The sequence below is a fragment of the Shewanella sp. 125m-1 genome, from assembly GCF_052977065.1.
The window spans coordinates 1-23084 of record NZ_JBRILT010000011.1; the positions used below are offsets into that span (position 1 = coordinate 1).

Here is a 23084-nt window from a genome sequence, read left to right on the forward strand (position 1 = left end):
GATTTCTTATACACTCTCGTGTTAACAACCATCATTCGAAGCTCTTAAAGCGTTTGTCACCTGAATCAAATCTCCTAAGAGTTTTAACTCTAACCCTTTATAAAAAGAGCTAACCGATACCGCTGCAAGTCCCATTCTATCTAGCGTTTACGACTATTTCTAATCTCAAGCGTTAGTCTAGTTGGCCTGCTGTGCCGTGTCAGTGGATGCGCATTATAGGGATATCTCGGAGTAGCGCAAGGGCCTTATTGATAAAAAGTACAATAAAAATGAAACAACTTAACTAAACGAGTATAAAGCCCGCACTTTGTCGATAATTCAGGCCAAACTAAGGTTAGTTTCGGATGTTAACCTCGAATATTAGTATCGAAGTTAGACCGATGTGTAGCAGCGATAACCAACTAAGAGGCCAGTTTTGCTAAGTTTCTCTAGCCACCATGATAGAGCATCTAATTTTGGTGATTCTTTTAGGAGCTACACGACCTCAGACATATGTTGGTATTAATTATATATTCAAGCTAGCATATTGCATTGTTACAGACTGTATTTAACTTAGTTCATTTTTACTAGGGATAGAAAATGATTAGAACAACAAAAGCGCTTCTTTCTATACTCACTCCTTCAACTTTGGCTATTGTACTTACGGGCACCTCCATTGCGCTTACTTTATCAGGTGCCAACGTGCAGGCCAGTGTCATTTACACTTGGGTCGATGATAATGGTGTCACCCATTATAGTCAGCAGCCACCTGAGCAAGCTCAATCACCGACTGAAACAGATAAGCTATATAGTGAAGACATTAAACCTAAACACATTGGTACGGTTGCGCCTTTAGTTAAAGTCGCACAAGGCAGTGGACCATCAGATATAGAGAGAAAAGCAGCCGCTATCAACCAAGCAGACCAAAAGCAAGCCAAGTTAATCTGTAAAAATGCTCAACACAGTCTTAATGTGCTAACAACTCATTCAAAGCTAAATAAAAAGAACAAAGAAACAGGTGATGTTATCGCGATGACCGAAGAGCAAAGGCTGGCTTCGATTACAGAGCAGCGTGAACGAGTTAAGCTTTTTTGTACAAAGTAGTACCGTTTAAACCAAAACAGACTCGATTGAGTCTGTTTTCAGTTTCAGTATCTACAGCTACTTTTTAGCTTGTAGATTATACATTGAGCGTGGAATCCCATCAGCACAAGCTTCTTGCCCTGCAGTCCAACCGTCATCAAATTGTTGTAAGCCATCCAATGCTTTGTCTTTCTTTATAGAGTCATAGAGCTCGGTCTGCTGGCGCTCAGTAACATAAGCATTTTTACAGCCTCGGTAATACCCATAATGATAAAGACTTTCATACGCTTTATTTCCTTCACCAATATAAGGCCCTGACACCGACTCTTTTTCATTAATCGAATTTGAAGAACAGCCAATCACACTTAACGAAATTAATGTAATAACGGCTAATTGTTTTTTCATAATGCTCAGCTCCGTGTCCATATCGAAAGACAAAAAATTCAAAATGCATGGTTCAACATTAACCCTGAGTATTATGTATTACTCAAATATTACCAATTCGGCTAAGTTAGATATTGAAAACAAATATGTTTAGCTCAAAAAACAGCCTTCACAGTTCAAATATACATTAACAATCACAACTTAACAGGGTTTGTTGAAAGTTTTTCAAACAAAAAAGGCTTCAACTTATGTTGAAGCCTTTTACGCTACCATTGATAGTACAGTCGCTAATACTAATCCGACTACTGCTTAAAGACTAATGCGTCGCCTTCGACTGAAACCTTAATATCCTTACCGGGCAATAGCTTTCCACTGAGGATTTGTTGTGCCAGTGGATTTTCCACTTCTTGCTGTAAGGCACGCTTAAGCGGTCTTGCACCGTAAACGGGATCAAATCCTGCTCTGGCAATCAAGGCCAAGGCTTCATCGGTCATCTCAAGCCCATAGTCTTTATCTGCTAGACGTTTTTTTAGACCTTCGATTTGAATCGATGCAATATGAGCAATATTTTGCTCATCTAATGGATGGAACACTACCGCTTCATCAATTCGATTCAAAAACTCTGGTCTAAAGTTTTGCATGACAACTTGCATAACATCAGATTTCATTTCGTCATAAGTTTGCGTACCGAAGCCCATCTGGATCAGATCAGAACCTAAGTTTGAGGTCATGATCACTACGGTATTTCTAAAATCTACCGTGCGCCCTTGTCCATCAGTCAAACGACCATCATCTAATACCTGTAATAAAATATTAAATACATCAGGGTGCGCTTTTTCGACCTCATCTAGCAAAATAACTGAGTATGGCTTACGTCTGACGGCTTCTGTTAAGTAGCCACCCTCTTCATAACCCACATACCCAGGAGGTGCACCAACTAAACGCGACACTGAGTGCTTCTCCATAAACTCAGACATGTCGATTCGAACCAAAGCTGACTCAGTATCGAATAAAAACTTTGCTAATGACTTACATAGCTCTGTTTTACCCACACCGGTTGGACCTAAAAATAGGAATGAACCTATTGGACGATCGGGATCGGCAAGGCCGGCGCGGCTTCGACGAATCGCATTCGCGACTGAATTTACCGCTTCATTTTGGCCAATCACACGCTCATGTAGCGCATCTTCCATCTTAAGCAACTTATCCCGTTCACCTTCAAGCATCTTAGACACTGGAATACCGGTCGCCTTTGACAGCACTTCGGCGATCTCAACGTCTGTGACCTTATTACGTAGCAAGGTCATATCCTGCATTTCAGCTTGCGCCGCTAAGTCCAACTGCTTTTCGAGTTCTGGAATACGTCCGTACTGCAGCTCAGACATACGAGTTAAGTCACCCGCACGTCTTGCAACCTCTAAGTCCATTCGCGCTTGCTCAAGATCAGCCTTAATATGCTGAGTTCCTGCTAATGCCGCTTTTTCAGTACGCCAAATTTCATTTAACTCCGACGCTTTCGCTTCAACCTCTTTCAGCTCCGCACGTAGCACTTCTAGACGACGTAAACTCGCCTCATCAGCTTCTTTACTTAGTGCTTGCTCTTCAAGTTTTAACTGAATAGCACGACGTTCAAGCCTATCTAATGATTCGGGCTTAGAGTCAATCTGAATACGAATGCTTGATGCGGCCTCGTCAATCAGATCGATTGCTTTATCGGGTAGCTTACGATCTGAAATGTAACGGTGCGACATACTCGCCGCCGCAACAATTGCCGGATCGGTGATTTCGACATGATGATGCAATTCATAACGTTCTTTTAAACCACGCAAAATAGCGATGGTGTCTTCAACACTCGGCTCATCTACCAATACTTTTTGGAAACGGCGCTCAAGTGCGGCATCTTTTTCAATATATTGCCTGTACTCATCTAACGTCGTTGCACCAACACAATGTAAGTCACCACGAGCCAATGCAGGTTTGAGCATATTACCCGCATCCATCGCACCATCAGATTTACCAGCGCCAACCATAGTGTGCAGCTCATCAATAAAGAGGATCACTTGTCCTTCTTCTTGAGATAACTCATTAAGTACCGCTTTTAAACGTTCCTCAAATTCACCACGGTATTTAGCCCCCGCCACTAATGCGCCCATATCGAGTGATAATACACGCTTATTTTTGATGCCTTCAGGCACCTCATTATTAATGATCCGCTGAGCAAGCCCTTCAACAATCGCCGTTTTACCTACGCCCGGTTCACCAATAAGTACCGGGTTATTCTTACTACGACGTTGCAGCACCTGGATGGTACGACGAATTTCATCGTCACGCCCTATTACAGGATCTAATTTTCCCTGCTCGGCACGCTCTGTTAAATCAACAGTGAATTTCTTCAATGCTTGACGTTGATCTTCAGCGTTAGGATCATCGACATTTTGGCCATTACGGATCTGAGTGATTGTCGCTTCCATTAACTCTTTTGTCGCACCAGATTGTTTCAGGGCTTGCGCTAGCGCATCGTTGCCCTCTAGCGCAGCTAATACAAATAGCTCACTAGAGATAAACTTGTCTTTGCGTTTCTGCGCCAATTTATCGCAAAGGTTCAATAAACGAACTAATGCCTGCGATAACTGTACGTCGCCGCCAGTGCCTTCAACTTGTGGTCGTTGCTCTAAATCCTTACTCAATAAAGATCGCAGGGTACTCACCTGGATCCCTGCTTGCGTAAGTAGAGGGTGAATTGACCCTCCATCTTGATTTAGTAATGCCATCATCAAATGTGATGGTTCGATAAATTGATGATCTCGACCGAGTGCTAATGATTGAGCATCTGAGATCGCCATCTGGAATTTATTAGTCATACGATCGAGTCGCATAAATCCTCCGATAACTCATAAAAATTGGGTAAATAAAAGGCAATGAACATTGCGTTTCTGTTTCGAGACATTGAATTGGACGTACTAATACATTCCAATTCAATGGTACATATTCATTCGCACTAAAATTCACACAAGAAAAAGGGGGTACTCCGCAATTGAGCAGAATATCTGTTACTTAAAAGATGGGGACTATTTAAACAAAATCAAGTTTGATTTAGCGATTAAGCCAAATAAATGATGCCATGCGGCCCGTAATGCCATCACGACGATAGGAGAAAAAGCTTTTTACATCAGAAACTGTGCAGCGTTGATCTTTAAAAATACGCCCAACACCTAAGAGTGAAAGCCTAAAGCTGGCTAACCCTTGAATATCTGCCATATATTTTTGCTCCCCTTGCGGGTTGATATGACAAGTAAAGAATTGACTCGATTGCGGATGCTTAGTTTCAAATTGTGCTTTAACTTCAGCGCCCACTTCAAAAGCTGTAGGCCCAATGGCAGGCCCTAAATAGGCAACCAGTTCATTAGGTTGATGATTAAATTTTTCGACAGTAGCTTCAATAATTCCATCACACAAACCGCGCCAGCCAGCATGAACAGCGGCGACTTCGGTGCCATTCTCATCACACAATAATATCGGTAAGCAATCGGCGGTCATCACAACACAAACTTGCTCGGTGTTATCGCTATAACTCGCATCGGCATGATGAACTTGGGTATTGTCAGCATCGACAACGTCAATACTGTGGGTTTGTTCTAGCCAGGCAGGCTTTGCGGGAAGATTTAGCTGCTCAACAATGAGCGATCTATTGGCCAGGACCTTGTTAGGATCATCACCAACATGCAGCCCTAGGTTCAGGCTGGCATAAGGTGGCAAACTAGCGCCACCTTCTTTAGTAGAAAAAGCCAGGCTCACCCCAGATGGGATAAACCAAGCTTGATTTTCTATTTTGCTTATCATGAATAAACTAAAGGATTTTCTTCAGTATCTTTACGTAACGCTCTGGTCAGCTTCACCATATCTTCTGGGATAGGTGCTTGCCAGCTCATGATTTCACAAGTAAATGGATGTGCTAGCTCAAGTCTAACTGCGTGCAGTGCTTGACGCTTAAAGCCCATGTAAGTCTCGAAAAAGTCTGGTGCAGCCCCTTTTGGTGGACGTGGACGACCCGCGTAAACAGGATCACCAACCAAAACATGACCAATATGTGCCATATGGACACGGATTTGGTGCGTACGGCCAGATTCCAAACGTAATCTTAGGCGAGTATGCGCTCTGAACTTTTCCGCCACGCGATAATGAGTCATCGCAGGCTTACCGTTATGAACAACTGCCATATGGGTACGCTTAGTCGGGTGACGATCGATTGGTTCATCGACAGTGCCGCCGGCAATAATCGTACCTGTCACAATCGCTTCATACTCACGCGTGATCTCACGGGCCTGCAGTGCAGAAACCAAGTGTGTTTGCGCTTCAACCGTTTTGGCCACCACCATCAAACCTGTGGTGTCTTTATCCAAACGATGCACAATACCTGCACGCGGCACTAATTCGATACCAGGGCAATGATGCAGCAGGGCATTCATTAAAGTACCATCTTGATTACCTGCGCCAGGATGAACCACTAAGCCAGCCTGCTTATTGATAACTAGAATATGGTCATCTTCATAGATGATATCTAAATCAATAGCTTCAGCTTTAGCTTTCGTTTCTTCTTCTAACGTGGCAGCAACCGTAACTTCCTGACCTTCTAGCACTTTAACTCTAGGCTTGTCAGAAACTTCGCCATCAATAAAGACTGAACCTGATAAAATCCATTCTTTGATACGTGTACGCGAGTAGTCAGGGAACAAATCAGCCAAAGTCTGGTCTAATCTTTGTCCGGTTTGTGTTGCTGTTATCTCGCTTTTTAGATTAATCTCTTGTGTCATATGAACCGTACCCACTTTTCTGGGTCCAAAAATGTTTACTATCTGTTACAATCGGATTGTTTCTATTTTATCGTGAAATGGAAAAATTCTTAACAATAACTTTAAAAGAATCGAATTCAAGTATGCATAAAATTGCCAAAAGTGTCGCTGTAGTCCTTATCACGCTTGCAGCTACGGCCTGTAGTAGTAAACAGGGCGAAGACCCTCAGATGACAAAAAGTTCACCGGAAATGCTTTATTCTCAAGCAAGAACCTCGATGGAACTAGGTAATTACAGCAAAGCTGTGCGTTCTCTAGAAGCCTTGGATTCGCGTTTTCCATTCGGTCCACACAAGACTCAAGTACAGCTTGACCTCATTTATGCTTATTACAAACTTGACGATCCAGCGTCAGGCATTGCGAATATCGATCGCTTTATTCGCTTAAACCCAACACATAAAGATATTGATTATGTTTACTACATGCGTGGCCTAGTCAATATGCAGTCTGATCGATACATGTTTCACGATATGCTAAATATCGACCGTTCTGACCGCGACCCTAAAGCCGCACAAGATGCATTTAAAGATTTCGATAGACTGATTAAGTCATATCCAAACAGTAAGTATGCAGCAGATGCACAAAAACGCATGCAGCATCTAAAAAATAGACTGGCACTTTACTCGATCAAGGTAGCTGAATACTACATAAAAATGAATGCATGGAGTGCAGCTGCAGTACGTGCACAGTCAGTTTTGGAGACTTATCCAGGTACCCCATCAGCTGAAAAAGCATTAGAAATCATGTCTACTGCCTATGGTGAACTTGGACAAGAAAAGCTTAAAGATCATGCACTCATGGTGATGAAGGCTAATTTCCCTAACAATAAGTTAGTCACTAACTAAACCAGTTTAACATGCATATTTGACAATAAATAAGACCTCTTTTTGAGGTCTTATTTTTTTGTTCAAAATTTGACTAGTACCGAAAAATAAAGCCCCGTAACGAAAATTTGTCATTTCAAGCAACTAGTGTTCAGCTTTTCTCAATAGCCAGCGCCGATAAAGTACCGGTAACATTAATACGTCAAAACCCCAGGCAAAGAGCACCACGAGACAAGACAGCAAGCTTAACTGAGAGATAGGCGTAAAGTCTGATAATAGGCCGATTGAAAAGCCGAGCGTAATGGTCAAGGTGGTAAAACTAATAACAGGCAAGACCTTAGATAAACTATCCCATATAGAAACAGTGGTGATCTCTCCCCTATCAGGCAGCTTTAGCATCAAATGTAAGGTGTCATCAACGATGATCCCAAGCATCATTCCTAATACCAATGCGGTACCTAAACTGATAAAACCACCATTCATTTGCCATAGGGCAAATACCCACAACAAAGGTAAAAAGTTAAGCAGTAAGCCCATAAAACCAAAAATTAACGATCGCTTTAATACACTCAATAATATCGCCAAGCCAATTAAAGCGACAGCAAAAGAGACAAGCATACTATTGGCATTATCGACACTAAGATGAGCAAACAACAAATTACTCCCAAGTGGTGGACTGACACCAACACCGATTGCATTTTCGGCTAACCAGGTATCGACCCGTTGCTCAAAAGCAATAAGCTCCATGGCTGTCATAGGTTGTAAATATAGCGTCATTAAGCTCGATTGTTTATCAACCGACAACTCACTTGCCAAGCCCAGTTGTGCCACGCTATTTCTGGCCAAGATCTGCTTAAACTGACTCTGCCCAAGCCCAGCACTTTTTATCCAGTCACCGATATGCTGCACCTTAATCACTTGTGGCTGCAGTTTTAAAAAACGGCTGAATTTATAGATAAAGCTGATCTCAGTCTTATTTATCTGTTTTCGCTCTACGCCACTGACAACATAATGCTGCAGATTTATCCCCGAAAAGTATTGCGCCATTTTCTGACTTGAAACAATAAAAGGGGTGCTTGGCTCAAAGTAACTTAAGGGATCATCATTTAAGCTCAGCTTCGATACGCTAACAAGAGCCATTGCACTCAAAATGACGATACCGAGCATCACCGCTAGCGGCTGTTTAGTGTTGAGCTTCGCTAACACCAGCACCTTATTGAAATTAAGCAGTTTGCTTTTGGGTGCGCCCGCATATTTAGCGAAAAAAATCAGACTTGTTAGACTGAGAATATAATTACACAGCACAGCAAACCCAACCAGTAAGCCAAAACTTTGGATTGGCGGTGATGGGCTCAGTAGTAATAAGCTAAAGCCAAAGATGGTCGTCATGCTAGAGTAAAACAGTGGCGCTTGATTAACCTCAACCGTATAACGTAAAGCCTGCTGATTTGTTTTTCCTAGGCTCATCTGGGTTTGCCAACCAAAGTACAAATGAGATGCATAAGCTAAAGCGAGTGTCACTATAATCACTGGCACAAAAGCGGTAATCGCCGCAAGCGTCAGTTTTAACCAAGCCGCTAACCCCACGGTTAATATTAATGTGACCCCAGTATTAACAATAAGCGCAAAAATCCACGACTTTTGCTGTATAAACAGCACCGCCATCAACAAGATAATGCCTAACAAGGCTGGGGCAAACCAGCTCAAATCATGACTTAATACTTGAGCATATTGCCAGTTAAGTGCGTGAGTACCATTAAGATAAAAGTTAACCCCTAAGGGTTGCCAATAATGGCGACTATCGTTAGTGACTCTTTGCAGTACATCGTCTAACCACAAACTCTGTGTAGTGAACTCAGGCGCTCTGAGACTAGTTAATTGCAACTTTAACAGTAGCGCGTGACCATCAGTAGACAGCACAGAGGACAGCCGAGGGTGAGCTTTATAAGCTAAAATTTTATCCTGTTTGGCTGTGCCATCAATAAACTGGTTATAGCCTTGGATACTGGCGATATCTTGGTTGGCATCAAGCTTATCCAGAAACAAAGCTAATTGCGCCTGTGGCTTTTTATCTCGCCAATCTTGCGGCGTTTCTAACAACAGCCAAAGTTGATCATGACGTTCAAATTTAGCCATCATGTTATTGAATGCCACAAATCGCGGATCTGACGGCGCGAAGTAGTCATTAAAATCCACATCGAGATTGAGGCGATTAGCCCCCAACACAGAAAGAAGCAATAAAACCGCCATCGCGATAAACATGACGATTGGATGTCGCTGAATATTCCAGATGATCTGCGTTTGATAACCCAATCAAACTCTCCCTCTATATAGCTGTAAGTCGTGTGCATCTCAAAAGCGTCACTTCCTTGTATGCTCACTCAAAGCAGCAAAGCTATTTTCATCAAACTTATTAAGCAATTTAAGCAATAAACCATTCATTTACGATTATTGCTTACTTCTAAAGCTAAGTGCCGAATTATTCAACGGGCAAGCAATAAAAATCACTTATTTTCAAAAATGGGTTGACTAAAAACGGTAAAAGCCTTTTAATAGCGCCCGTTGCCCGAATAGCTCAGTCGGTAGAGCAGAGGATTGAAAATCCTCGTGTCCCTGGTTCGATTCCGGGTTCGGGCACCAATATTTAGTTTAGGTGTTGCAACAACAATAGCTAGACCAGCGACAAGGCATATTAAGACCTATTATCGCTACATTAAAACCTCGCATAGCGAGGTTTTTTTTATGCCTAAAATTCAAGACCGATGAAAGTAAACGCCTAGTAATTAGAGTAGTTACTAGAGGCTTACTATCATCATGTTCAAGCCATAGCCTTATACCTTGAACTTACTCACCGCATCTCGTAGATACGCGGCACGCTCACGCACCTCATCCGTCGCACTCGCGTTTTGCGTTGCCACCTCTGCCGTTTCCTGAGCGATATCGCGGATCACCACCACATTTTGATTAACCTCTGCAGCCACCATGCTTTGCTCTTCAATTGCCGCCGCAATTTGTGTGCTCATATCCATGATATTGGTTACGTCGCTGTTGATTTGCTGTAATAAACTACCAGCTGAGGCCGCTTGTTCAGCGCTTGCATTGCCCTGCTCACAACTCGCGTGCATCAAGCTCACAATAGAGTGAGTGCGGGACTGCAAGGTTTGTATGATCGCGGCGATCTCTTCTGTTGATTCTTGTGTACGCATCGCAAGACTGCGCACTTCATCGGCAACCACGGCAAAACCACGTCCTTGTTCACCGGCTCTTGCAGCTTCAATCGCGGCGTTTAATGCTAGTAAATTGGTTTGATCGGCAATGCCGCGAATGACATCAAGTACGCTACCGATAGTTGCGCTGTCTTTTTCAAGATCTGTCACCACATCAGTCGACTCGTTGATCTGCTGCGCCAATAACTCTATCTTTTCGATTGTGTGTTGCACACCAACCTGCCCTGTTTGAGCATTGTCGTGAGTCATACTGGCTTTATTAGCAGCAAGTTCAGTGTTTTTAGCAATCTCATCAATGGTGGCTCCCATCTCAGTAATCGCCGTTGCGACCATATCGGTTTCATTCAGTTGGTTCTCAGCACCTTGTGAAGCGCGCGCCACATTGCTTGCTAAATCTTGGCAAGAGTCATTCATAGTATCAACAGACTGAGTCACTTGATGGATAAGCTGCTGGAAGCTTTCTACCATACTGTTAAAGTGCCTAGCGATTTGACCAAGCTCATCGTCACTGCTCGCATCGCAGCGCATAGATAAGTCTTTATTTTCTTCGATATAAGTGATCACCTCAGTAATGCGCTTAACTGGCTCAATAATACTGCGAATAATCATCAAGGTCGCAAATGCCAGAGCCACAGCAATCAGCACCGCAATTGAAAGTCCGACAATAAATGCCGAGCTTTTTTTATCGCTAATCACATCCATCGCCAAAGATTCGAGCTGATTGAGCGCCCTATCGGTATTGGCGACAGCTTGGCGCAATTGTCCACGCTCACCTTCAGAAATGGTCAGACCGAGTTGCTGCTCTTTTTGCACTAACGTATTGAAGTCTGTGCTATATTGTTGGATATAGCGGGCTATCTTTTGCTTCGCTTGCTCATCAAGCTGGGCTAAGCTCAGAGTATTGAGGAATTGCTGCAGGTTATCATCAAATTTACCCACATAACTTTCGCTACGCCTTAGCATAAAATCTTTCTCGGCTCGCCTAAGTTGCAGCATCTGCACCATCAGTTCAGGCTCATTATATTGCTCAACTAAACCTTCAACCTGATGCACAGCGCCTCGCAACGTGCCGTATAAACCTGTTTTTGGCGTTAAGCCTATCTGCTTATTGAGACTCACAACATTGCTAAAGGCAGATTCATAGCGGGCAAGTTCTTGGCTAAAAAGGGTTAAACTTGCAGCGGGTATAGCGTATTTTTCAAATACACTAGTCAACTTAACCACTGTTGCTTGAGCATCACGATTATCAGATTTATGCTGATCAACGTACTTAAGATCCTTTCTTGCTAGAAAATCCTTTTCATCTTTGCGTAGTGTTAACATCTCATTTTTAAGCCCCGAAATATCCTGCGAAGCTTGTGCTAATTCCGTTTGCACTTGGCTAAAATAAACTTGAAGGCCAAACATGGCCGCTAATGCAGTGATAGACACGCCTGCACTTAACATTAATTTATATCGAATTAGCATGTTACATCTCTTTTTTATTAGCTTAAGTCCCTTAGAAAACATCAAATAGCAGTTACCTAAGGCTGTCTTTTATTTTATCGGCTGATTAGGTAGGACATTTAGCTACAAAAACACCTAAAAACAGCAAATAATATCTAACAATATAATTATTAAGTTGAAATATAATTCAGCTCATAAAAGTTCATTGACTCAGGCAAAGCCTATAAATAGTATAAAATATACTTAAATGGAGATTTTCATGTTAGTCATCAATGCAGAGTCAGTTCATCAATCCCTTAATTTCCCAGATTTAATCAATGCCCTAGATGAGACATTTTCTCGCCCCGCAGGTATGCCGCAACGTCAAGTTTTCAGCTTAGATGAGTCAGCCAGCCATAGTGACGCTTTTGCAGTCTTACCTTCATGGAATGACAAAGCTATCGCTGTAAAAGCGTTTACTTACTTTCCTGGTAACCCACAAAAAGACCCTAAACTGGCTAGTCTCTACTCTAAAATATTGGTCTTTAGTCGAGAGACCGGTGAGCCTCAAGCATTAGTAGACGGCACTAGCGTCACCTATTGGCGCACCGCTGCAATCTCTGCACTAGGTAGCCGATATCTGTCTCGTGAAGACTCCAGCAAACTACTGGTTTGCGGTACAGGCAATTTAGCCTCTTTTATGGCACTGGCTCATGCCAGCGTGCGCCCGATCACTCAAATTACCATTTGGGGGCGCAGCGAAGAAAAGGCTCGCAAAACGGTTGAGCTTATCCGCAACAAACGCCAAGATATTGAAGTCATTCTATGCTCTAACTTAGAGAAAAGTGTACGCGAGGCCGATGTCATTAGCTGTGCTACCGGCAGTCCAGCACCACTGTTTAACGGTGATTGGGTTCAATCTGGCACACACACTGACTTTGTCGGTAACCACAACCACGATAGACGCGAATGTGATACCCAATTAATCACTAAATCGTCGGTGTTTGTTGATTCCAAAATCAATGTATTTGCTGAGGCTGGAGAGTTACAGATCCCAGTGGCAGAAGGTGTGTTTTCCCTTGACGATGTAAAAGGCGAATTAGGTCAGCTTTGCACAGCAGAAGTTAAAGGCCGTACTAGCAATGAAGAAATCACGGTGTTTAAGACCGTAGGTACTGCACTGGCAGATCTTGTTGGCGCACAGCTCGTTTTCTCAAAACTAAGCTAGGCTAGCACTCTAAAATCAAAGCTCGCAGTCCCAAGTGCTAAGTTAGCATTCTCAAATCTAAGTTAGCCTTCAAAAAAGCTGAGCTCGCGTCACAATGTCGGTTTATCTGTTTATCTATATTGAGAGAAGCATACTTGGCTTCTCTTTTTTTGCTAAATCCAGCCGCTATATCCATAAAAATAGCTAGCCTCAAGCCATAACAAACAAGATTTATCTTTGCATCTCGACCAGCAAAAAATAATTTCTATTGCATTTAAACCTTTTTATCTGTTGGCTATGTCTTATTAGTAACGTAAGCGCACAAGGAAAGTTGAGTGACGGTACAAATACAGGTCATGGCGTCAAGGCCGCTTCTAGAATCTGAACTTATAGATAAAGCAAAGTTAGGTGATAAGTCCGCTTTTAAGCAGCTCTATCAACTGCACCACCAGCGAGTATACGCACTTTGCTTAAGGATCACGGGTCAAGTGTCGTTAGCAGAGGAAGCCACCCAGGATTGTTTCGTCAAACTATGGCAAAAGCTGCCTCAGTTTCGCGGTGAAAGTCAGTTTACAACTTGGCTGCACACGCTCAGCGTCAATCAGGCTCTATCTAGCCTTAAGAAACATCGCTCATTTTGGTCGCGATTTGTCAGTAGTGACACCGATGTGCAGAGCATCAGTGATGAATATGAAGACCTAGATAAACTATTACTCAAATTGCCAGAGCGAGCGCGGATCGTTTTTGTATTACATGCCTTAGAAGGCTATAAGCACGAAGAAGTTGGCCAACTAATGGGCATTGCAGCAGGTACAAGCAAGGCGCAATACCACAGGGCTCGACATTTACTTGAATTGCTTATAGACCCAAACCCGCTAGAGAAAGGAGGCCGCAATGAATAACGTTAAAACAACACTCACACAATTAGTCAAACTGGCTCCTCAAGAACTCGCCCCTCAAAGAGACCTTTGGAGCGATATTGAAAAGCAACTCGATAAACCCGATTTTCAGCAGGCTCAGCCTCACATTAAGCAAAGCGAGCAATGGCAACGCCTCGCGATTGCCTGCATAGTGCTACTCACAGGCCTGTTGGGGATGAATGTTTGGCAGCAAAATAGCCTGCCCTCGCCAAGTGATTCACCATTGCAGCTTACCTTAGCCGAGATCCAGATGCAGCATCAGCTTCAAGTGCAGCAGCTTAGTCAGCAACCGCACCTAGTTAACTGGCAAGGAACCGAGCTAGGCGTCCCCCTAGATAAAGGCATAGAGCAGCTCAGAAAGGCAGCCGAACAGATCTACCAAACACTACAAAAATCCCCTAATGATAAGGAACTGTGGCAGCTATGGCTGTGGACTCAACACAAAGAGATTGAGCTATTACAGCAAGGTCAAACGCTACCCGTTAACCCATTACCTCAAGGAGCATTAATATGAAACCAACACTCATCACTACGCTAATGGCTAGCGCTGTTTTATTTACGAATATGACTATCGCAGGAGAAGCTATTGAACAGCAACAAGCTGTTCAAGCAAATCCTGCTGTAAAAGTGAAAGTACAGCGTGGTAGCGTCACATTTAAGTCTTGGGATAAAAATGAAATCTCAATAAAAGGCACTTTAGACGAACTCAGTGAAGGCTTCATATTCTCAATCAAAGGTAATAGTGTCACGATCGAAGATAAGATGCCGCGCCAATATAATGGTAAGAATAAAGACGGCTCTGATTTAGTTATCACACTACCAAAGCAACTTGTGCTTGAGGCCGAAAGCGTCTCGGCGAACTACACGCTAAATGCCTTAGTTGGCAAGCTTGAGGTAAGCTCTGTCAGCGGCAATATCAAGGCTAACGACTTACATGAAAAAAGTCTGCTACAAACCATATCCGGCGATATTTTTACACGTAATTTAACGGGGGAGACTCAGCTTAAAACCGTATCAGGAGATATCAAAGATAGCCAAAGTAGTGGCTCACTAGACTATCAACTCGTCAGTGGTGAGCTCAGCGCAGACACCAAGGCCAGCAAGGTTTCAGTAGAAACGGTCTCAGGTGATGCCACTTTAGCCCTGGGTAATATCGACTCATTGAATGTCAAAACCGTTAGCGGCGATGTAGACTTATCGCTGACAGCGTTAACCCGTCGAGCTAAACTTGGCAGCGTCAGTGGTGATATGAGTATTACACTCCTAGATACCACCAATATCAGTTTCGATATCAACGGCGGCCCCGGCGGCAAGATCAGCAACAAATTAACTGACGACAAGATCACTAAAGAAAAGTATTCGCCGCAATCCTACCTAAAATTCCAAACGGGTGATGGCCGTGCAGATCTCGGCGTGTCGACGATTAGTGGCAAAATTGAATTACTGAAGTAATAGCGGTAAGCCCCACCATTGATACAGCCTCTTGCTTCTTATAGGCTGGCAAAATACAGGCTGTAAAGCGTCATGACTTACAGCCTATATTTTTAGCGATAATTAATGCACTTCAAGAGCTTAACGCCCTAGCTTCCAGCGGTTCCTATAAATGAAATAAATTCCTTTGCAGCTGGAGTTAACCCGCGAGATTTTAAATACACAGCACCATAATCCACACTGATGTAAGGCATGTCTTTCACGTTTAATAACACCAAACGTCCAGCACTTAACTCTTCGTCAATAATCACTTTTGGTAATAAACTAATCATGTCGCTGTTATATAGCAATTGCCTTATTGAGTGGAAAAGCTCGAACCTTACTAAGCCAGAAAATGCATGTCGACTGCTATCAAATAGGTCGCCAAACAAACTTTCAAGCTCGTGAGTTGTTGCTCTAGGCAACGCGATAGGAAAGTCTTTTAATCTGGGAGTATATAAATTTTGCTCTCTCACCAGTGGATGGTCGGGCCGACAGCAAAAGACCCCCACAGAGCTACAATAATTAATAATGTTTAAGTCTTCTCGCTTATCGAAACCAGTGACTTTCGTTTCAGCAACAAACAAATCCAGCTCCCCCCTTGAGAGTAAGTCATTAAGTTCACTCACATCTCGGGTACGCAGCTCGACACTTATCGATGGTGAGAACCTTGAGAACTCGCTGAGGATCTCACTCAATATATTACTTGAAGCAAGAGTCCCACCACCAACAACCAATTTACCTGTTGATTTACCACTATTAATTTTTATATCAGACTCGAGCAGATGGACGCCATTTAAAATCTTATCGCTATGCTTTAGCACCAAGTCCCCATGAAAGGTCAACTTTACATGCCTTGAGTCTCGAGTAAACAGCTGCACCCCAAGGTTCTGCTCCATCTTCTGGATACTGCGTGTCAATGATGGCTGAGTTATGGCTAGCTTATCAGCTGCAACACTGAAGCTCTTGCATTCAGCCAACGCCACAAAATGTTTTATATGCCGCAGCTCCATAAACCTCATCCAATTAATAATGGTCAATCCAAAATAAGTTCAAGCCGAAGTCACACTTCAGCCTACAAACTGATACTACCAGTTGAAGGTTAACCCTTGATTAACCTGTCCGGCCTCTGCTTCAGCTCCTACAAACTATGCCAGATAAAGGCCCGACACAAGTTCGCTATAGCGGCAATGTAACAACTTGTATCAATTGTATCCCTGTTAATATTTCCGGTTCATCTTGCTATTAATTATAGGGTTTCTAAATGAAATTAGATCCGTTCAATTCAATTACCCTCGTACTTCAACACGATAAAACCACATACACAGTCCGTTTTTAATCATAAAAAAACTTGCATACCCATCAGCTATAACAGCATTCACTCTGACTATTGGCCACCAAAGAAATAAACAGTTAACAATCTAGTTGCACAAATACAACCAGAAGGCAGAACAATGAAACTAAAAAAAATAAGTCTGATGACTATCGCGGCAATCTACGCCGCTAGTGCAGGCACAGTGGCCGCTTCTGGCACTGATAACAATATACGTAGTATCGAAATCACAGATGCCATCCTTAAATACAATGAAGAGCTCCGAAGTGGTAACAGTAGAGCCGGCAATAGCGTAAACCGTCCCGCGAGTAACGCACAAAATATTCACCGTGCAATCGCTACAAACCAAAACAGCAAAGTACCGTTTAAACACCAAGCAGGTTTACAAGGGGAACAAACTTATATCGTAGAGTTAAGCGACAAACCCGTTTCTCTCTACCGTGGTGGCGTTGCGCAATTTGAGGCAACATCCCCGACGGTTAACACCATCCCTAGTATGTTAAGCCCTCGTGGCCACAACAAACTCGATACTAAAAGCAGTTCAGTTAAGCAATACAGCCAATACCTAACTGATAAACAAGATCAAGCGCTTAACTAAATATCCGCAAGGGTTGGGGCCAATCTTGATATAAAAAATCGATACACATTGGCGTTTAATGGTATGGCGCTACGCATGACTCAAGAGCAAGCTGCAAACGTTGCCAGCCTTCCAGGTATTCGTAATGTTAGCCTTGAGAAAATGTATGAGTTACACACTGATAATGGTCCAGGACACATAGGTGCCGACGGCATCTGGACTGGAAGTGCAGCTGATGATAAATACAAAGGTGAAGGCATTGTCGTTGGGGTACTTGATACCGGTATCAATTCAGATCACGCCTCTTTTGCGGCAGTTGCAGGCGATGGTTATACCCATACAATGCCAGATCGCTATAGCAGTTACCTAGGTGACTGTGAAAAAGTTGAATTTGCCAGCATGTGTAACGATAAGCTTATCGGTATTCGCTCCTATGAGAGCATCACCGACAGTTATATGGATGCCGCTTTCCAGCCAGAGCAACCCTCTTGGAACATTACCGACCCTAAGCGCCCTCAAAACGGTGAGGATTATAATGGTCATGGTTCACACACGGCTTCAACTGCGGCGGGAAATGAGCTGTTTAATGTAGAGCATGTGGTCGCTATTACGGGCGAAGTTGGTGATGGCATACCAACTGGCCTTAAATTTGACAAAGTGTCTGGTGTTGCACCACGCGCCAACATCATTATGTATCAAGTCTGTTTCCCTGGTGACGGCAGCTATGGTGACGGTTATGGTGGTTGTCCTGGCTCTGCGCTGTTAGCAGGTATTGAAGATGCCGTTGCTGATGGCGTAGATGTTATCAACTACTCAATTGGTAGCCCTTTTGGTACTTTCCCTTGGGATGACCCTATGGAGATGGGTTTCTTGGCTGCACGTGAAGCTGGGATCTCGGTTGCTGCTTCTGCCGGTAACTCTTATGCACCGCAACATGCCAGTCAAGCACGCGGCGCCATCGACCACTTCTCACCTTGGATCACCTCTGTAGCAGCAACGACTCATGGCCGCGAAATAGCGGTTGAAGGTAAAACGCTAACTGCATCAACTGGGGGAGAAAAGCCGCTTGATGAACTTGTCGGTGGCGGGCTAACTGGCGCTTACACAGGCCCCGTTGTTGAAGCCAAAGCTTACGGCAGTGAATATGAAAAGTGTAACGACCCCTTCCCTGCAGACTTCTTCTCGGTAGATCCTGATGGAAATCCATTTGCTACCGCGCCAATTGTTGTGTGTAAGCGTGGTGATATTGCCCGCGTAACCAAAGCGACTAACGTTGAGGCCGGTGGCGCAGGTGGCTTTATCCTGTGGAACTCGGGTTACTCAGAAACCACTGCCAATGATCCTTACTCTATCCCAGGTATTCATATTGATTACAACGCTTACTATGGTGACTCCAAAAACGGTTACTTTGGTCTAGAAGATTGGCTTAAAGGTGGTGACAATCACAGCATAACCATCACGGCCTCTGAAGTGGTGGCCAATGAACGAGTTGCTGATTACGTTGCAGATTTCTCATCGCGTGGTCCCAATCTTGAAGCGCCCGATGTGATGTCACCAAACTTAGCTGCGCCAGGTGTTGACGTGTTTGCAGCTTGGGCCGATGAGATGCCATTTAGCACGCAAGGTATGCCAGCGGATTACGCAGCAATTAGCGGTACATCGATGGCAGCACCTCACGTAGCAGGCGCTATGGCACTACTGACTCAGGCGCATCCTGATTGGACGCCAGCGCAGATTCAATCGGCATTGATGACCACAGCGTCATTAGATAATGCCACTCGCTCGCGCGATGGCTCGCCCTATGACCCCGTCCCAGCGGGATACAGTGATGCAGGTAGTGGCGTGATCAACGTATCACGTGCTAATAATGCGGGTTTATTGCTCAATGAAACAGCTGAAAATTACCGCGCAGCTAACCCCAATAATGGCGGTAACATTCACACCTTGAACCTGCCTTACTTCTATCAAGATAACTGTGCCAGTACATGTAGTTGGATGCGCACAGTAACAGCGACAGAAGAAGGAACTTGGACCGTTGATGCGACAGCTGAAACTATGGATGGTGCACCTATGCTAGAGCTAGAGGTGTCGCCAAAGACCTTTACTCTTAAAGCGGGTGAGTCTCAAGCCATTAGCTTAAAAGCAAAAGTGTTAGAGGTCGAAGCGATTGGCGCCGACTCGTCAGGACTGCAGCTAACAGGTTCAGTCAAACTGACTCCAGCAAATAGCAGCACACCAATGCAGCACCTACCTGTAGGTGTTCGTTATAGTGGCGACAACTTACCAGCTGAAGTGTCCGGGATTATTCACCGCGAGCAAGGGCATACTTTAACGCCAATGCTTAACACTGAAGAGATCCAGTCGCTAAACTCAAAAGTATTTGGTTTAACCAAAGGGGAAACATTTACCTATGCACTCCCTCGCGCAGATGCAAGAACTTACTCGACTGGCTTAACGCTTGCTGAGATAGAAGCCGATGGCGGCGCCAAAGTTCATTTCTTCGATGTACCAGCCGGTACGCAGCGAATTGTGTAGGAAGTCCTGTCGGCACCAAAACACGCTTATACCTCTATCGATCTGGGTATGGATATCAATGAAGATGGTGACATTCAATGGTTAGATGAAGCTATCTGTTACTCATTTACCGATAACGGCGACTTCTGTGCCATTAACAACCCGACCCCGGGTCGTTACTGGGCAATTGCTGCCAACTGGAAGTATGACTATGAAGACCCTAAAAACCTTGCTGACGAATTTGTTCTCAGTCTAGGTATTGTTGGCGGTTCCGATGATGCCAATATGACGGTTGAAGGCCCTGCGACGACCGATGGTCTGACTCCTTATCAATTAAAACTTAACTACAACCTGCCAGGCGCTACCGACGGTGACACTTACTACGGTGTTGTTGCGCTAGGCAGTGATGACTACAACCCAACTAACTTGGGGGATTTTGCTGTTAAATTACAACATAAGGGGATAGACACTGAAATTACTGCATCGCAAACGGCGGCTAAGGTTGGTGATATAGTTGATTTCATCGTTGATTTAGCACCTAACTTACTCGGGGCAGAGCGTGCGTTCACATTAAATGCAGCACTGTCTGAAGGGATGCAGTTAATCGAAGACTCTATCGTTGTTGGCGGCGTAGGTGACTATCATGAAGGCCTGACAGTGAGCGGCAATACGATTAGCATCAACGCTGCACAGGCATCGTCTAGCGATATGCAGCGTCACTATGTGTTTACTACCAACTTAGATGACGCGACCTGTAAGGTGCCTTACGGTGACGATGAAACCTTCTATGACCTACCTTTGCAAGGCTATCAAGATTTAGGTATTTCAGGTCTATCTAACCAGATGCTATACATACCGATGGAAGAGAATGGGTTACCTCATATACCTCTGTATGCCAATCCTCAGGAGTTCACACAAAATGTACTTGGGATCTCGCCATTTGGTTATATTCAACTCGATGCTAACCCAGAGTTTTGGAACTATAACCAGCCATTCAATGAGAACTTTCAAACCTTCCCAGACACGGTAATCGCACCACTATGGCGCGGTGATGTGAAGATGCCGCAAGGCTCGATTGATTGGGCAACATTCCGCTACACCAACGTGGTATATGGTGTGGTAACCAATGATCACTATATCTTCCAGTAGGATGGCGGTGAAGAGTGGAACAGCTTCTTGGTCGGTAACACCAACCCAGATCCTGATGCTAAGTTTAACATTCAAACTATTATTGCTAACTCAATAAGCTTTGACCCGGAAACACCAGAGATGATCTTTGCTTATCAAACTTTAAAATCAGCAAATGCTCACTTAGGTTCAATTGGTCTGCATGGATTCTGGGGCGAGCGTACGCCATTTGGCCCACTCTCCGGCTACTTGAATGACGGCTTTGCTTATAACGACGTTGATGAAAAAGTCAGTGAAGGTACAGTGGTTTGCGCCGATTATCGGGGGCCAGAGCAAACAGCACTTTCGCTTAAGTTCTCAGCCCGTGTATCAGCCTCCGCGATAGGCAGTGACAACACAGTGTCAGTTCAGACTCAATATGCTGATTCAGAGTTAGTGTCTGTTACTCATACCGTGCTAGCACCAAGTAATATCAGTGTTGCTGCAATGCCAGATATGGAGATGGAAGAAAATAGCACCCTTGAAGGCTTAAGCGTTATGTATAACGACGTAAAAGGTACGGTCAATGGTTTGATGGTCAGCGGTGAGAATATTACAGCGACTATCACTGGTGAAACATTTGCCATTACACCTGATGCTAACTGGCACGGCACCACAGAAGTTACCGTTACCGTGCATGATATGGCATATCCCTCAGATCAAGCATCTACCCGCTTTATGCTAACGGTGCACTCTGATGGTATAGAGCCAACCCCACCAGCAGAAGAAACTCCGGATGAACAACCGGAGTCAGATTCTAGTGGGGGTAGCCTGGGCTTCCTAGCGCTTACGCTACTTGGATTGTTAGCTGGCAGCCGTAAAAAACGTCACTCGCTAACTTAATTAAAGAACCGTAACGCTAAGTTAGAACGTTACTTTTCTTCATCACTTGTCTTTGGCCCCTGATTATAAGGGGCCTTTTTTATCCCATCTTAAAGTGAGTTAAGAGTTAGATAACATCAACTGTAAGAAACGTTTAGCCGCTACACTAGCCTGACTGCGCAACATCACCACACTAAAGCAGACATCCAACTTCGGCATATCGACAGGCTTAAAGATATGTAGCTCATTCCTCATCGTTTCATCCAATAAGGCTACCTGAGGAGTAAGGGCTAACATCTGCGAATGCTGCATCGCCGCTTTAATCGGCGAAAAAGCGTCATAATGCAAAAGCCCTGCAAAGTCACTGCGATATTGAAACAAGAGATCACCGAACATATCAACGACACCAGCAGGTAAGTTTCTTGGAATGGCGATCGGGAATTGACGAATATCATTTAAACTCAAAATGTCACGTTTAGAAAGGGGATGATCTTTTCTGGCACAAAACACCGCATTATAAGTGGGCAAGTTAAAGCTTTGTACTAACGCCTCATGACCTATCTCCTCCCCCCTCACATCGGTAACCAATAGAGATAATTTTCCCTGTAGCAATTTGACCAAATTATTCTGCCACGTGCCCTCTTCTAACTCTATATGCACATCAGGATGGCGATCGATAAAGCGCCCGATTGCAGGCCCAAGGATAGTATTAGCTGGAACCGGGCTAGTCCCAATTGCAAGATGTCCGCTGCTTTTACCCTGTAGGTATTGTAATTCCTTGCGTAGCGTGTCGACCCCTTGAATAATATTTTCACTATGATTGAGCACCAACTCACCCGATGCCGTCAACGACATCGCTTGATGACCACGGTTCAAAAGCTCTGTCCCTAGTAACCCCTCTAAACGCTGAATACTTCGGCTCAATGAAGGCTGTGCCAAGTTTAATCTCTGCGCCGCCTTCTGATAATTTCCTTCTCTAGCCAGTACAGTAAAATTTCTCAAATGTCTAAATTCAATCATGACTCATCCGAAGTCAGCAAATTTAACAGAAACACAACATACAACTGTTAAATATTTTGAACAAGAAGCTCACTGTTACAACTTGTATCCATCCGCATGCAATGCACACAATCTACAACAAAAGTTAACCAGCTGTTATTAAAGGGTAAAGGTGAACACCCTACCTATTTGCATACAAAATACGTATCGCTTTATACGCATAACGCATTAGCCCGCAACACTATTCTGCAGTTAAAAACGCACAGCGACATTAACAATTTCGCAACAACGAATAACAAGGAA

At 43.9% G+C, this 23084-nt stretch carries 18 protein-coding genes and 1 tRNA gene; 11 read left to right on the forward strand and 8 right to left on the reverse strand.

From position 1 onward, the window contains the following. Positions 1-579 precede the first annotated feature (579 nt). The gene (locus tag ACVBIK_RS07220) at positions 580-1083 is read left to right on the forward strand and encodes a DUF4124 domain-containing protein (protein ID WP_447160768.1); all 504 of its coding nucleotides are present in this window, start codon (positions 580-582) and stop codon (positions 1081-1083) included. Between the two features lie 57 nt (positions 1084-1140). On the opposite strand, the gene ACVBIK_RS07225 is transcribed toward ACVBIK_RS07220, so the two are convergent. The 4 genes from ACVBIK_RS07225 to rluD form a co-directional block, all read right to left on the reverse strand. Continuing rightward, the gene (locus tag ACVBIK_RS07225; RefSeq protein WP_447160767.1) at positions 1141-1467 is read right to left on the reverse strand and encodes a hypothetical protein; all 327 of its coding nucleotides are present in this window, start codon (positions 1465-1467) and stop codon (positions 1141-1143) included. Between the two features lie 281 nt (positions 1468-1748). Further along, positions 1749-4322, reverse strand: a complete 2574-nt coding sequence (clpB, locus tag ACVBIK_RS07230) for an ATP-dependent chaperone ClpB (RefSeq protein WP_447164612.1) — start codon at positions 4320-4322, stop codon at positions 1749-1751. 217 nt (positions 4323-4539) lie between these two features. After that, positions 4540-5286 carry a peptidoglycan editing factor PgeF gene (gene pgeF, locus ACVBIK_RS07235; protein WP_447160765.1) on the reverse strand — a complete coding sequence of 249 codons (747 nt, stop codon included), beginning with the start codon at positions 5284-5286 and terminating at the stop codon, positions 4540-4542. Continuing rightward, positions 5283-6257: a 23S rRNA pseudouridine(1911/1915/1917) synthase RluD gene (gene rluD, locus ACVBIK_RS07240; protein ID WP_447160764.1), complete on the reverse strand. Its 975-nt coding sequence runs from the start codon at positions 6255-6257 to the stop codon at positions 5283-5285. Before rluD ends, pgeF begins: the two co-directional genes overlap by 4 nt. Positions 6258-6379: 122 nt before the next feature. Between rluD and ACVBIK_RS07245 the strand changes: the two genes are divergently transcribed. Beyond that, the gene (locus tag ACVBIK_RS07245) at positions 6380-7141 is read left to right on the forward strand and encodes an outer membrane protein assembly factor BamD (RefSeq protein WP_447160763.1); all 762 of its coding nucleotides are present in this window, start codon (positions 6380-6382) and stop codon (positions 7139-7141) included. Positions 7142-7264: 123 nt separating this feature from the next. Here ACVBIK_RS07245 and ACVBIK_RS07250 read toward each other — a convergent pair whose 3' ends face one another. Continuing rightward, complete coding sequence (locus ACVBIK_RS07250) at positions 7265-9433, reverse strand: efflux RND transporter permease subunit (protein ID WP_447169382.1); 2169 nt, start codon at positions 9431-9433, stop codon at positions 7265-7267. A 251-nt stretch (positions 9434-9684) separates the two neighbouring features. On the opposite strand from ACVBIK_RS07250, the gene ACVBIK_RS07255 reads away from it, so the two are divergent. After that, positions 9685-9760 (forward strand) — tRNA-Phe (locus ACVBIK_RS07255). 191 nt (positions 9761-9951) lie between these two features. Here ACVBIK_RS07255 and ACVBIK_RS07260 read toward each other — a convergent pair. Then, positions 9952-11814 (reverse strand): methyl-accepting chemotaxis protein, encoded by a 1863-nt coding sequence (locus tag ACVBIK_RS07260; protein WP_447160761.1) that lies wholly within the window; start codon positions 11812-11814, stop codon positions 9952-9954. A 238-nt stretch (positions 11815-12052) separates the two neighbouring features. Here ACVBIK_RS07260 and ACVBIK_RS07265 point away from each other — a divergent pair, with 238 nt between their 5' ends. From ACVBIK_RS07265 to ACVBIK_RS07280, 4 genes are all read left to right on the forward strand, one after another. After that, the gene (locus tag ACVBIK_RS07265; RefSeq protein ID WP_447160760.1) at positions 12053-13000 is read left to right on the forward strand and encodes an ornithine cyclodeaminase family protein; all 948 of its coding nucleotides are present in this window, start codon (positions 12053-12055) and stop codon (positions 12998-13000) included. A gap of 335 nt (positions 13001-13335) precedes the next feature. Next, on the forward strand, positions 13336-13881 hold the full coding sequence (locus tag ACVBIK_RS07270; RefSeq protein ID WP_447160772.1) for an RNA polymerase sigma factor: 546 nt from the start codon (positions 13336-13338) through the stop codon (positions 13879-13881). Then, on the forward strand, positions 13874-14413 hold the full coding sequence (locus tag ACVBIK_RS07275; RefSeq protein ID WP_447160759.1) for a hypothetical protein: 540 nt from the start codon (positions 13874-13876) through the stop codon (positions 14411-14413). The genes ACVBIK_RS07270 and ACVBIK_RS07275 overlap by 8 nt, the downstream gene beginning before the upstream one ends. Next, complete coding sequence (locus ACVBIK_RS07280) at positions 14410-15351, forward strand: DUF4097 family beta strand repeat-containing protein (RefSeq protein ID WP_447160758.1); 942 nt, start codon at positions 14410-14412, stop codon at positions 15349-15351. The genes ACVBIK_RS07275 and ACVBIK_RS07280 overlap by 4 nt, the downstream gene beginning before the upstream one ends. A 128-nt stretch (positions 15352-15479) precedes the next feature. Here ACVBIK_RS07280 and ACVBIK_RS07285 read toward each other — a convergent pair whose 3' ends face one another. Next, positions 15480-16382, reverse strand: a complete 903-nt coding sequence (locus tag ACVBIK_RS07285) for a LysR family transcriptional regulator (protein WP_447160757.1) — start codon at positions 16380-16382, stop codon at positions 15480-15482. A gap of 441 nt (positions 16383-16823) precedes the next feature. On the opposite strand from ACVBIK_RS07285, the gene ACVBIK_RS07290 reads away from it, so the two are divergent. The 4 genes from ACVBIK_RS07290 to ACVBIK_RS07305 are packed head-to-tail and all read left to right on the forward strand — an operon-like array spanning position 16824 to position 21803. Beyond that, a complete protein-coding gene (locus ACVBIK_RS07290; protein WP_447169383.1) occupies positions 16824-17300 on the forward strand; it encodes a hypothetical protein in 477 nt (158 codons plus the stop codon). A 30-nt stretch (positions 17301-17330) separates the two neighbouring features. Further along, positions 17331-19814 carry a S8 family serine peptidase gene (locus ACVBIK_RS07295; RefSeq protein WP_447169414.1) on the forward strand — a complete coding sequence of 828 codons (2484 nt, stop codon included), beginning with the start codon at positions 17331-17333 and terminating at the stop codon, positions 19812-19814. A 48-nt stretch (positions 19815-19862) separates the two neighbouring features. Further along, the gene (locus tag ACVBIK_RS07300; protein WP_447169384.1) at positions 19863-20942 is read left to right on the forward strand and encodes a hypothetical protein; all 1080 of its coding nucleotides are present in this window, start codon (positions 19863-19865) and stop codon (positions 20940-20942) included. A gap of 27 nt (positions 20943-20969) precedes the next feature. After that, complete coding sequence (locus ACVBIK_RS07305; RefSeq protein ID WP_447169385.1) at positions 20970-21803, forward strand: Ig-like domain-containing protein; 834 nt, start codon at positions 20970-20972, stop codon at positions 21801-21803. A 99-nt stretch (positions 21804-21902) separates the two neighbouring features. Here ACVBIK_RS07305 and ACVBIK_RS07310 read toward each other — a convergent pair whose 3' ends face one another. Continuing rightward, positions 21903-22802, reverse strand: coding sequence for a LysR family transcriptional regulator (locus tag ACVBIK_RS07310; RefSeq protein WP_447164608.1), 900 nt, complete (start codon positions 22800-22802; stop codon positions 21903-21905). Between the last annotated feature and the right edge of the window lie 282 nt (positions 22803-23084).